Below are 12,456 nucleotides of genomic sequence, written 5' to 3'. Positions count from 1 at the left end.
TGGCCACTGTCGTGGCGGAGCGACGCAGGACCGGGGAGAGGAACGATCGCAGCAGGCCGTGCGCGTCGCTGTCACGTTGGGAGGCGGTCCGCTCAGCGGCGGCATGGCAGAGGAGTCGAGCGGATCGGGGCGCTGTGGAGCTGGCTGATCTGACTCAGTCCGACGGCGGATTGAGCCCGGTCAACAGGCACGTCCGTGTGCGTGTGCTGATGTCGAAGAATCCGTCGACGGGTATGTCTTCGCGAACAACGCCGGTACCGGTCAGGCCTTCGAGTGGCGTGTGCGCGAGAACTTCGTCAAGCGTCGAAAAGATGTGTGGCATGAGTCCTTCGACGAGCCGAGATGGGTCGATGTAGAGGTGTCCGCGGTGCAATTCGTCGATGCCCCAGGTGTGGACTGGCGCAAGGTGGTCCAGGCGGTCGACGATCTCGGCGGCCTCGGCGTGCGGAAGCCGTACGAGGGTTTTCCTGCTGGACATGCTGGACACCACCATCGAACTGAGGCCAGCGCCGTGGACGGTGTTGCGGAGGAGCCGGCAGACGGCGAAGAGGTCGTCAGCGGGCTTGTTCTTTTGGAACATCTCGTACAGGTGCTGCACACCGAGTTCCTTTCGCCAATCCTTCGATTGCCATCCAGCCCTTCTGCGGTCTGCGAACTGGCGGCCGGCGCCCATGTGGGCCGCGATGGCTGCGGCGTCGAACGCTCCGACGACGTTGAACATGAACGTGTCGAGCGCCTCGGTGGCGTCGAGACCCGTCTGGTTGTCGGCGGCGCGGTGGATGTCGTCTCGATGATTGAGCATCCTTACCAGGCGTTCGAAGAACGACCCAAAGAGGAGGGTGGCGTAGTCGTCATCAGTGGCGGTGCTGTGATCGACAAGGGCGCTGCCCCATCTCCACCCGCTGGGAAGTTGAGAGCGGACGGCGACCCAGGCCGTGAGGTGGTGATCGAGGTTCAAGCCACCTTTCGGTGCCCAGGCGCCTAGAAATGGGTCGTCCTTGCGCAGGTAGAGCCCTACTACCGCAAGCGCGTCGACCGCGGTCATCGGGTTGATGTTGCGGGCGTAGAAGCCTGTGAGGTTGAGCAGGTCCAGATCTTTGGTGACGGTGACGTGGGCGCGGAGGTCGCGGGACAGGGCGGCCTTCGCGTAACTGTCCAGTGCCCTCAGTGGATCGTCGTCAGCTGCCCGGACAAGTTGGCGATACATTGAGACGGCGCCCAACGTCTCGCCGCCGTTGCGCTCGATCCTGAACGGCCAGTGGTCGCTCGGCAGGTGCGGCTCCTGGAAGTGGACTGCTCCGGCACCGGTCTCTCCGGGATCGGCGAGCCAGGTCAGCTCGATGTCGGTCGACCCCTGACATAGGGACCAGAGGAGGTGCTCGGGCGTGGGCGCTATCGGACCCTCCCAAGGTCCGGCTTCCAGTTGGCGCAGGTCGGCAGGAAGGTCGAGCAGGACCCGCAAGGGTCCGTCACCAGCGAAAGGGCTCCCCCTGTCGCCGGCGTATCGCGTCGGCTCGCTGAGCAGGGGAAACGGCACAGAACCACCGTAGTGGCCTGAGCCTTGCCGAACTCCTAGTTTTCCGAGGGTGTTGCTGATCGAGGTCGTTCTCAACGTCACTGATCTTCAGCGACGGCCCTCAGGTGTGGCCTCGTCGGTTTTCGGCGGCAGAAAGGCGCGGCCTTGGCGGCGGTGTGACGCAGTGCCAGACCTGAGGCGCAGGGCGTCGATCAACCATGGATCTGGCGGTCAGGCAAGGAATGCCGTCATGCGAATCGAGACGAGCAGTCCTGGTATCTCGGCTCCTAGCTTGGCGGCGTAGCGGGTGGGCGGATCGACGGGGAACCAGTGGGCGTATTCCTCGTTCATGCCGGCGAAGTCATCCGGGTCAGTGAGCAGCACGCCTACCTCGACGACGTCATCGAGGGTCGCGCCGGTCTCTCGCAAGATGGCCTCGCAGTTCGCCAGCGCCTGGCGGGTCTGGGCCTGGATGCTGTCGCCGGCCATGCGACCGGTGCTCGGGTCGATACCGGTGGTTCCCGAGATGAACACCTGGGAGCCGGTTTTCACTCCCTGGCTGAAGAGCGGCGAGCTCGGTGCGTTTGGCGTCGTGATGATCTGACGTGGCATCTCAGACCTCCTGCTTTGATCGTCCCATCAAACAAGATCCCCGGGGAGGTGTTTTTCGCGTTGCCGTGTTCTTACCCGATAGGCGGCGATACGACGCGCCGGAGGCAGCCAGGGCTCATTGGCCGTATGAGTAACGCAACTCGGCGAACAGAAGCTGGTTCATCCTCTTGCGGATGTGCCCGGTCTTGCTGTCATCGGGCGGGTCGCCGGCACTGAGAAGGATGAATGTCAGCGCTGTCTCGCCGTGGCGGTCTACGAGTTCGAACACGACATTGTCGTCGGGTCGGCTCGGCCAGAGTGAGGACCATGCGAGACGCTTCGGTGGGTCAGGGTCGAATACGTCGGGCTCAACCTCATCGGACAGGAGCGCGAGCCAGGTGCGAGTGCCGTTGCGCTTGGGATTGGCCAAGTCAGCCCAGACGACCCGCGGCGGAGCTGGAAGTCGTCGTGTCCTTCTGCCGTACTCGATCACCCCGCAACGCTAGGCGGTCGCGACCGATCAGCCCACCTGTTTCTCTCGGCCAGCGTGATCCGACCCCTTGGCGGCGATAAGACGCATACGGGCGGCAGGTGTGGCGGCGCTATGCCGCTGATCGTGAGCAGTTGCCTCCTCACGCCGGGCGGGGGATGATCATGCACGTCCGTTTGCGGTCGTCGTGTTGATTTGGCCGGAAGGTCACTGACTTGGTTGAAGACGGCGAATCGTTCGGGGAGCAGTTGGCCGACCTACTGGGCGGCGTACGACGGTCCATGACTTCCTTCGATAGGCTCATCGGCAATGCCAGCTTGCTGTCGTCCAGCGTCCTGACCGTGTCCGGCCGAGGGCAACTTTGGACGGTCAGCGCAGGCTCGACACTCCGTACTTCGCCCACATGTCCTTTGAAGGGACGGTGGGGTCATTGTTCGAGGTGGCTTGGTTGTGCCCATGATGACTGGATGGAGCATCGTGGCCTTGGGTCGCCCGAGGTCGCCCGATTGGAGAGGGGTGGGAGTTGTCTCTGAAGAAGGGGAATCGGCTGACATGCGACGGCGTTGACTATGAACTGCGGACGACCGTTGGCGGCGGCGGCTCGGGTGACGTGTGGCTGGCTGACGCTGAAGCGAAATGCTGGGCCATCAAGGTACTCAGACCCACAGCCGACCGGAAGAAGATTGAGCGCTTCGACCGGGAAGCGTCTTTCCAAGAGGGTTGCCATCACGACCACATCGTCCCTGTCGTCGGAAGAGGCGAAGACGAGGGCCGACTCTTCTACATCATGCCGTGCTACCCGGATACTCTTCGCGACGTCATCAACCGAGGGGAAGCGGATTCCAAGACGCTGTTGTCCTACGTCCAACAGATTGGCGAGGCGCTGCGGTTCGCGCATGAGCGCGGCATCGTGCACCGGGACGTCAAGCCGGAGAACGTCCTCGTCGATGGCGCGTCCGCGGCCCTGGCAGACTTCGGGATTGCTCATTTCGTGGACTCCACCCTCACGTCAGCGGGCGACCTGGTCGGCAACAGGGACTACCGATCTCCCGAGCAGCGAAGAGGGCAAGACGCCCGTGGCCTGGGACCGGCAGCTGACGTCTACGCTCTGGGCTTAATAGTCAACGAGTGCTTTACCCGAGAGATCCCCGCCGGGCCAAGTTACTCCTCCATCGAGGCGTCCTACCCGCTCATGTCCTATCTTGACCCAATCGTGGCGCGCATGCTGGCGCAGAGCCCCGGCAACCGGCCGACGATTGTCGACGTCCTGACCGACATCCGGTTCTTCGAAGCGAAGAAGAACGACGAGATAAAGGACATCGAGGAGGCGCTCCGGCTGGATGACGATCCGCCGCCAGGCGACGCTGAAAAGTTCGATTCGTTGTTCCGGCAGTCGGGCGAAGACATCTGGTATGCGGCGAGCCTCATCGCGTCGAAGACGCCCGACGAGCTCAGGCAGTATAACGGGAATTGGCGCATGCGTCTTGGCTACGACGCGGATGACTTCTTGAGAAACTTGTGCGTGCAGTCGCGGCTGATCGACTTGTGCCAGCGGAAGTTTGATTACGAGAGCAATGTCTATAAGCGTGGCGATCGCTACAACCCGCTCGACGTGGACGGCGACCCGAATCACAGGGAGTTGTATAGCCAAGCGCAAGTTTTGGTGTCAAACCACCCCTTACCACCTGATTACGACCTGAGCGGGCGCATCCTGAAGACCTTCGCATCGTGCGTCGACTACCACTGCGCGGAGATACTGTCAGAGGCTCGCCGGATCGTGTCCGAGGTGGGCGAGAATCTGGTCGACGCTCCCATCCTGTGGATGGTCAAGTACCTCGCGTCGTACGTCCCGACCGTTGCGGACATCGACCACGTCGTAGACCACATTCGCATCAACTGGAGACGACGGCCGGAGATGTTTGACGAGAACGACGATGACGCCAGCCTCTTTACCGAGGTCCATCCTGCCCTAGACGCGGAGCCAGTATTGGATGCGCTCAAGGAGTCGTGGGATGTCTCCATCACAAGGATGGACGACCACTTGTTCTCCGTCATGTTCCGGACGCCCAGCGAGTATCAGCGCTTCCGTGAGCATGCCCTCGGACTGGCAACGCCGCACTATGTGTTCGAAGGCGACGTGATGGGCCTGTTCCGAGGTGCTGTATACGCTGATGGCATTACGCAACTCACGCTGACCTCTGAGTTCGATGTCTGCAGTACCCTCGCCAAAATCCTCGGCCTTCGAGACATCCTCTGACGGTTCGGAACGCGGATCCCGTTTCACACGGCCACCGACCCCTTCCTCAGCTCCGTCGGTGCTGTCGCCGTGCGGAGCCGCCGCCCCCGTGGTGCCACAGGGGCTTGACCCGCAAGCGGTGGCGCCATCCGGACCGAGGGGCTGTCAGAAAGTCCCACTGACCCGAAACAGCCTGCGCCATCAGGGCAGCGACACACCCGGTATCGGGTAGATACGCGCACTACATGTAGTAGGCCCGCACGGCTTCGTTTGTCAGCGCCATAGCGGGCGGGTCGGGCATGCCGGTCTATGTCGGTTTGGCCTCGTGATCCAGTCCGACGACGCTGGCGGGCGAAGCCGTGCAGGGGTGCAGGGGTGCGCCTGCGGGGCCTTCTGTACGCGCCTCAGCGTGCGATGGCGGGGTCTACGCATGTCGCTTGATCCCAGCGACCTGCTTCTTACGGGGAAGGTAGCGACGCTGGTGCGCCGAAGACCGGCGTAGTCGGCGGGGGAGCGATGCGCCGGGCTTGGATGCAGGCACTGACCAGCGCACAACGAGACTTGATGAGTTGGCGCAGACTCGGTGTCGTCGTCGGTCCGGCATGCGAGGCTTGGTTCATGCTCCAGGTCTCGACTGGCATCTACTTCAGAGATGGTGTTGATCTGCACGAAACCGAGCACCGGCGGCCAATGTTCTGCAACCTCCAACTGGTTGATAGAGATCAAATCGACATTGGCACAGGGTCGATGTCGCCCGAGACCTCGTTGGCGACCGACGCTGCCACGGCCGTGTGGGTGACGCTGGTCGAACGACTAGAGGCGACCCGTCCCGACGGCACAGATGAGCTCCTGGTGTCGACCGGTGGGGAAGAGATCTACGAGGACCTCGCGGCCATCTTGTCGTTCGCCTTCAACGCCGTGTTCGATCTTGATCACGCCCGCGTCCGGCATCTGATCAGTGAGCGGTCGCGTCGTCCTCGTGCCCGACGGGGCGCGTTCATCAGTCGGATGTTCGACAAGGATCTCAGTATCACCGATGAGGAGATTGACGAGGCGAGAGCCTTCATCGGTCGACTGCTGGCTCTGAGTCGACCTGAGTACGAGAGGGCGTTGCGAGCAATCAAGCGGATCGTCAATGCAGCACGTCGCTGCCTCGAGGATCCGACGCAGGCCTACACCGATTACGTGGCTTCGCTCGAGGCGCTGTCCGAAGGCTTCGATCCGCCTGGACTCGACTGGGAACGGCTCGATTCACGGAAGCGCAAGATTCTAGATCGCGCCATGCGGGGTCTGTCTCCTGAGCAGACAGCAGGCGTCCAGACAGCGATTTTGGAGGCGGAGCGCGCCGGCAGTAAGCACCGTTTCGTTGAATTCGTCAGGCACCACCTCACGCCGGACTTCTATCGCGAGCAGTTGCCGCCGTACGTTCATCCGATCCGTCCCACGTCGCTCCGGCGTGCGCTTGGGCGTGCGTACCAGGTCCGCTCAGACAGTGTGCATGGCCTCAAGGAGCTTGTGCGCGAGGCATGGATCATGTCGGACGGCGCGCACACGATCAGCCCCGCTGGCGGTGACCTCATGCTGACCCACGAGGGTCTCCATCGGGTTTGCATCTACGTGGTTCGGAGTTTCGTCAGCCAAGGTCCGACCCAAGTCGACAAGTCCTACAACTACCGCGAGAATCTGCCGAACGTGGTCCGGATGCAGCTCGCGCCTCAGTACTACATGTGGCGACCCGAGAACATGACTGCATCAACGGCTCAACAGCGTCTTGATGAGGTCGCGTCCATTTTCATCGAGGTGCTCTCGAAGCGGGAGGAGCAGCTCTCGGCGGACATGCGTCCGGTTCTTGTACGGATTGAGGTACTTCTGAACGGGCCGATGGACGAAGCCCAGCGGCGGGCGATGCTCGCTAGCTACCTTCTGTGGCACCTCTTGACCCACCCGGACCTGCATCGACCCGACTCCGAGACGTGGATGGACGCCGCCTTCAAGGAGCTGAGCGGGCCGTCGCTGGAATCTCTGACCGTCGCCGCGGTCATGGGTCAGCAGCCACCGTGGTCGGTGGACGAATGGTGCGAACTTGCAGAGGACCGTCACGACGACCTTCAACGGAGAAAGCCTCAACCGATCCGTCCAGCGATCGACGCACTCTTATGGATCGAGACAACTCGTGCCCTGTCGTCGGACGGTTCCGTCGTCGAGGCTCGCGCTGCACTCGCACACGCGGTCGAGTGTATGCCTGGCGTCCCAGCGCTAGTGCAGCAGGAAAGCGAGTTCCTAGAGGGCGGTCCGATCAACATCGACCTGGGGGAGAGGCCCGCTCGCGGCAGAGCGCCGGATTTTGCCTCCCTATGCGTGGAGGTCGTGGCCGCCCGCTCGACTGATGGATTCGCAGGCGGATACGCTCACACACATGGAGCCGGAAACCACGACGGCGCTCCTCGTGGGTGGCTTTACGCTCGCGGGCGGTCTCGGCGGTGCCCTTCTAACCGGTTGGTTGAGCCGGGGGACCGAGCAGCGGCGGATCGAGGCTGAGGATGAGCGCCGCTGGCTAGTGGATCGTCGAACCGCATTCGCGCAGTTCCTGGGACTGGCCGAGACGATGCTTCGAGAGATCGACTCCGCGGCAGTGTTCTTGCCCGGACACGGCGAAGATGAGAGCCCTGAGGACGATGAAGTCCGGCGAGAGCGCTTATACGACTACATCCACCAGTGGGAGACGGAACTGCAGGCAGCGCTCGGCGAAGTCGAGTTGCTCGCCACTCCCTCGGTCGTCGACCTGGCCGACCGGGTGTCCACGGCGCTCATTGAAGTGACCGCGCCCGTCGAATTGCGCAGCCAGTTCAACGACTACTACCCGATGTGGTTTCAGACGAGAGACCTCGTTGAAGTACTGCGCAACGCCATGAGAACGGAACTTGGCCTGGAGCCAATGTCGGTTGACGAGCGACTCGCGGAACGCCGTGCGAGCGACTATCCCTGGCTCGAGGATCGCCCTCCACGCGACACGTACGTCCGGCGCCAACCGCGACTTGGCGACTAGAGACAGGGATCTTGAGCGGGATGGCACGTCGAAGTCACGGACTCCAAGCCGTCAACACACTTGGCGCTTCCTCATCAATGATGAAGGCAACGCTGTGCTTCGCCCGCGTGACGGCGATGTAGAGGGCACACGCAGGGCGACCGTCAAGAGGCTTGCCCGTCGCCAGAAACTCCGTGATGCCAGCCGTGGGGCAGATCAGCACATGGTCCGCCGTCCGCCCCTTGGCGTTGCCAAACGTTACGTAAGGCAGGTCATACGCCGTGCCGGAGTTCGCTCCATGTCGGAGACAGAGTGGGTTGAAGTCCTCAAGGTAGGCGGCGAGCTGTTGCGGTGACACGGCGAACAGCCCTTCGTGATGAGAGGACTCTCTTGACGCGGACACCGTCGGGCTGTACTGGTTGGTCGCTGCGAAGATCGTGTCTGAGAAGTTCGCGATCGTCTGGTTCGATCGGTAGGTCTGCGGGCGTTCTTCGATCGTGAGGTACTGGTTCTTCTCTTGAAGTCGGAACCAGTGGATCAACTCGCCGTAGCGGTACTTTTTCAACCGCGGGTCGCGTGTGTTGGTCGAGAGAAGCGCCTGGCGCATGTCGCCAACTAGATGTAGGTCGATGGTCGAGGAGAAGAGTGCCGACATGATGTCGAGGTCGTAGCCGCCGAGGTCTTGCACCTCGTCGATCCGAATCTCGTCATAAATATGTTGCAGGCGGTCGATCACCGCGCCCTGGCTGGCCGTCATAACGTCGTAGGCCAGCTTCGACAGGTGCAGCTTGAACGCGCGGTCTTCCGAATCGAGAAACCGCGAGGCGCCCGTTGCGTAACGGCCGCGCACCGGCTCCCCATCGAAGTTGAACCCGGCGAGACGGTGCCCCGCATATAGCATCGGCAGATAGGGACGGACGATGTGATGCAGCAGGAAAGTGTACCAACCGCAGACCTCGATACTTCGCTTGAAGGGTGCGGCCGCCTTGATTCGCTGCTCGAGTTCGTCCTGACTGGCGCGCGTGTACCCGAGTACGAGGATCTTGCGCTCGGCAGGAGCACCAGCGCACACCTCAATAATTGACTGCGTCTTCCGTCCCCCAGCGACCGCGAGTAGAAGATGGTTCAACGTGCCAGCTCGACAGCTTCGAGGATGTACGGCGGAAACGCGATGGTCTGGTCGGACTCAAGGATCCGAAGTGCTGATTCCGTCTTGTGGTTGGGCATCCACGTCTCCGGGTTGTCCTGTTGACGGAGCTTGAGGACGATCTTCATCATTGGCGCGGAGTTGGCGGTGATGAGCTGCGGTTCGAGGGTGTGCCCGAGCGCCTTGTCACCGATGCACATCTTGCGGTCGTCGGACAGGTACGTTTGTAACCCCTCGAGGATCGCCTCAACCGTGTTGCCGTCGTTGTCCTGCAGCGCGACAACCGGTCGATCCAGTTTGGTGCAGAGCTCAAGCGCCCTAGCGAAGGTGATGCCGCCCATGGCGATGACATCGATGCCTACCTCGGCCGTCGTTTGACAAGTCACGTCTCGGAAAGCGCGCTCGAAGACCATCTCATCTGACGCGCCCTCAACGAGCACCAACCGACTCGCAAGAACTAGGCGCAGAGTGTCGTAGCCAGACATGTGCTTGAAGTAGGCGACGGTGCCTTCACTCAGGTCGGCGATGCGAGCAGCTCCAGTCGCGCTCAGAAACAGGAGGTTGTCAATGCCCAGCCGGTTGAGTACGTACGAACTGTGGGTCGTGACGAATACCTGCTGCGCATCGCCCGCGAGGCTCTCGATTCTGGAAATCAATCGACGCAGCCCGCTGTACGACAAATGAGTTTCTGGCTCTTCAATCAGCACGAATCTTGCCGACTCAGCGCGACGCCGCATCGCCAGCGCCACCTTGATTGCGGCCTGCTGGCCCTGCCCAATCATGGCGAAGGGGATGTCGGTGACCTGCGGAACCACGCCTGTTTCCCACGATGCTCTCGCTGACTGATCCATCGCCAACCCGATCACGTTGTCATGAAGATCGGAACTGTCTTCGGCCATCTGCTCGTTGACTGATGAAAGCGCCTCAACGGTCATCTGGTGGCGCGCCTTGCGGTGAGCAACAGCGATGGCTGCGCGCTCCTTCTCGTCAAGAAACGAACTCAGGATCTGACGCGTGTGGTAGTCAACTCCGGCTGCCGAGCGGATGGTTCGCGAGTCGATAAACGACAGGCCCAACACTGCTGGCCGCCGGCGGATCTGCTGGTCGTTGAAGTCACGCCATTCAACGTCGTAGAACTCGGTCGGTAAGACGTCGGGGTGATCGCCCTTCATGTACTCAGCGAACTCGACGGCGTAATCGTCGGATGGCTTGATGTGCATGCGGACGCCCGGGCAGTCCTGGGCGAGCGAGTTGTGAACACCGCGCATGCGCTGGGCGTCTGCATCGGTCGAGGCCAGGAAGAGCTCAATCTCGATCTCTGGCGGCGCAACTTGATCGGGGGTCCCGAACTTTTTGAAGTAGTCCGCGACGTTGGCGACGTGGAACCAGAACGGATTCAGTTCCTCGATCGCCCACTTGCCGTTGACCTTGCCCGTGAGTGCGAGACAAATCGCTTCGAGCAGCGTCGACTTTCCGGTCTCGTTGTCACCGACAACGATGTTCATCTTCGGGCGCGGCTTGATCTCAATGTCAGCGAACTTCCGGTAGCCCCTGATGATGATCTTCTCAATCATGATGCGTTGATTATCCCATGGTTGAGCACCACGTAGATGGACTGTCAGTCGCGAGTTTGTCCATTTGGCGCCTCCAATGCAGGGCATCTTGCAAGGAGAGTCATTCTGGGCGAACTGACGCGGTCTGCCCCATCTTCGGTCGGGCGGTATTCAGAGCGAAGGTCGACGACCTTCGGTGCTCCCCGCGTCCGGTGTCAGTCGTCGCCAAACGATGGCTGACGGTGCCTCTGTGACGAGTGCGACATAGAGGCTGGCGCGGCTATCGGCGGCTCGGGGCGGCGGTGCAGACGACCCGAGTCGGGGGCGCAGGCGGGTGCTGGCGATGGTGAGGAGGTCGGAGTCGTTGGCCTTCACGATGGGGGCGAGGCGCCCGCGTACTGGTTTGACCAGTGCAGGGCTGTCGGTGTCGATGCGGGGGAGTTTCGTACGTCTGAGGATGATGTTGTTGCGGAATCCGTTCTCGATGAGGTCGGCGAAGCGGGCGTCGAGGGCGGTGAATCGTTTGTCGAAGGCGGCGAGCATCCTTTCGTCGGGTGTTGCATCGGCAGGCAGGGTGGCGGTCCGGGCGATGAGGTTGTTGGCCTCTTGGGCTGCTTGAGCGCCGTGCTGGGCGTGTCCTGGGTGCACGTCGCGGAGGGCGTGCCCGATCAGTTTGTATGTCTCCGCTCGGGTGTGCCACTGATGCTGGAGGTCGGAGTTGGTGGTCCGGGCGGCGAGGGTTGCGGATATGACCATCTGGGATGACGCGGCGAGGCGGAGGTTGATCGGCGCGGTTGATGAGCTGAGGCGTACGAGGAGGTTCTGCTCGGCTTGGAGGACGCCGAGGAGGCCGGGGCGGGCGGGGCCGCGGATGAACCTCAGCGGCGGACGCCAGCCGCGGTGGTCGACGGTGTAATCGGGTGTGCCGATGCTGGCTTCGAGTCCGGTGGCGAGGGCGCTCCATCCGAGTTGGCCGGCATTGCGGAGTTTCTCCCAGCCGGGTGTGGGGGCGTAGCGGTGGTCGAGGATGACCAGGGCTTGGACGACTGCCGCGACGTCTTTCATCACGGTGTGACATTGGGCGGCGCTGAGCATGCCGTGGCCGGCGCCGGCGTGGAAGTCGTGCTCGCCGATGGCTGCTGCTGCGGCGATCTGTCGCCAGGACTCGACGAGCTCGATCTCGTGGGGTCTGCTCAGTTCTTCCAGTGGCGGAAGCGGTGCCGTTGAGGTGTCGATGGCTCGTTCGAGGCCCTTGCGGAGGAGGTCGTAGGGTCCGTCGGCCTTTCTTCGGTTGTGGTGGTCGAAGAACTCGTTGGCGCCGAGGTAGGGGTCGGCGGCGACCGTTGCTTGGTGGCACCAGACCAGGAGGCCTTGTCGGTAGCGCCGAATCTGTGTGCCGTACGTCTTGCGCTGCTCGAGGGTGTGGCTTGTGGATCGGCCGGGGTTGTTGCTGAGCCGCTGCTGGGTGCGGTGCTGGTGCAGCAGTGTGGTCAGTCCGGCGCGGATGGTGCCACCGCTCTCGCCGTAGGTCACGACGGGTCCATCGGGTCGATCCAGGACGGCAGCACCAGTGCCCCGTGCTCGAGAGTGCTGTGGTCGAGCGCCCACGCGTCAGAGAGATAGGCAAGCATGAGCTCGATGTGCACCGGGTCGAGGCCGTACGCTCCGAGATCGGTGACTGACTGCTGCGCCAGCTGATACAGCGTCGCCGGGTGCCCGAAGGGGATGCCGGTGAGCGCTGGGACCTGGTCCCCGTGGACCGAGTCCAGGTAGATCAAGGCGCGGTCGTAGGCGACTGAGCTGAGGACGCTAGTCGCGGTGTCAGCGAGTGCGGCGATGTAGGTGCGCGCCTCGGCGATAGCGACGGCGTGGGCGAGAAGCATGATTCGGACTCCTTC

10 protein-coding genes are annotated in these 12,456 nt (G+C 62.5%); 3 read left to right on the top strand and 7 right to left on the bottom strand.

The genetic code is table 11. The annotated features are described in order from the left end of the window. Positions 1-154: 154 nt before the first annotated feature. The 3 genes from ABZY89_RS03960 to ABZY89_RS03950 all read right to left on the bottom strand — a co-directional run bounded on the left by ABZY89_RS03960 (position 155) and on the right by ABZY89_RS03950 (position 2,600). Positions 155-1,537, bottom strand: a complete 1,383-nt coding sequence (locus ABZY89_RS03960) for a hypothetical protein (protein WP_355224821.1) — start codon at positions 1,535-1,537, stop codon at positions 155-157. A 210-nt stretch (positions 1,538-1,747) separates the two neighbouring features. Next, positions 1,748-2,128, bottom strand: a complete 381-nt coding sequence (locus ABZY89_RS03955) for a RidA family protein (protein WP_355224819.1) — start codon at positions 2,126-2,128, stop codon at positions 1,748-1,750. Between the two features lie 115 nt (positions 2,129-2,243). After that, complete coding sequence (locus ABZY89_RS03950) at positions 2,244-2,600, bottom strand: hypothetical protein (RefSeq protein ID WP_355224817.1); 357 nt, start codon at positions 2,598-2,600, stop codon at positions 2,244-2,246. Positions 2,601-3,120: 520 nt separating this feature from the next. On the opposite strand from ABZY89_RS03950, the gene ABZY89_RS03945 reads away from it, so the two are divergent. The 3 genes from ABZY89_RS03945 (at position 3,121) to ABZY89_RS03935 (ending at position 7,879) form a co-directional block, all read left to right on the top strand. Next, on the top strand, positions 3,121-4,854 hold the full coding sequence (locus ABZY89_RS03945) for a serine/threonine-protein kinase (protein ID WP_355224815.1): 1,734 nt from the start codon (positions 3,121-3,123) through the stop codon (positions 4,852-4,854). Between the two features lie 597 nt (positions 4,855-5,451). Continuing rightward, positions 5,452-7,371: a hypothetical protein gene (locus tag ABZY89_RS03940; RefSeq protein WP_355224813.1), complete on the top strand. Its 1,920-nt coding sequence runs from the start codon at positions 5,452-5,454 to the stop codon at positions 7,369-7,371. Positions 7,372-7,390: 19 nt separating this feature from the next. Then, complete coding sequence (locus ABZY89_RS03935; RefSeq protein WP_355224811.1) at positions 7,391-7,879, top strand: hypothetical protein; 489 nt, start codon at positions 7,391-7,393, stop codon at positions 7,877-7,879. Positions 7,880-7,913: 34 nt separating this feature from the next. Here the strand turns inward: ABZY89_RS03935 and ABZY89_RS03930 are convergent, their stop codons facing one another. The 4 genes from ABZY89_RS03930 to ABZY89_RS03915 all read right to left on the bottom strand — a co-directional run bounded on the left by ABZY89_RS03930 (position 7,914) and on the right by ABZY89_RS03915 (position 12,441). Continuing rightward, positions 7,914-8,930, bottom strand: coding sequence for a hypothetical protein (locus ABZY89_RS03930; protein ID WP_355224810.1), 1,017 nt, complete (start codon positions 8,928-8,930; stop codon positions 7,914-7,916). 53 nt (positions 8,931-8,983) lie between these two features. After that, positions 8,984-10,579 (bottom strand): AAA family ATPase, encoded by a 1,596-nt coding sequence (locus ABZY89_RS03925; protein WP_355224809.1) that lies wholly within the window; start codon positions 10,577-10,579, stop codon positions 8,984-8,986. Positions 10,580-10,729: 150 nt separating this feature from the next. Continuing rightward, a complete protein-coding gene (locus ABZY89_RS03920; RefSeq protein WP_355224807.1) occupies positions 10,730-12,091 on the bottom strand; it encodes a hypothetical protein in 1,362 nt (453 codons plus the stop codon). Next, complete coding sequence (locus ABZY89_RS03915) at positions 12,088-12,441, bottom strand: hypothetical protein (RefSeq protein WP_355224806.1); 354 nt, start codon at positions 12,439-12,441, stop codon at positions 12,088-12,090. Before ABZY89_RS03915 ends, ABZY89_RS03920 begins: the two co-directional genes overlap by 4 nt. Positions 12,442-12,456 lie beyond the last annotated feature (15 nt).

Origin of the sequence: Nocardioides sp. NPDC006303 (assembly GCF_040613175.1) — a bacterium.
Classification (GTDB): Bacteria; Actinomycetota; Actinomycetes; order Propionibacteriales; family Nocardioidaceae; genus Nocardioides.
Note: the sequence above shows the minus strand (reverse complement) of the source record. Positions and strands in the feature narration are given on the sequence as shown.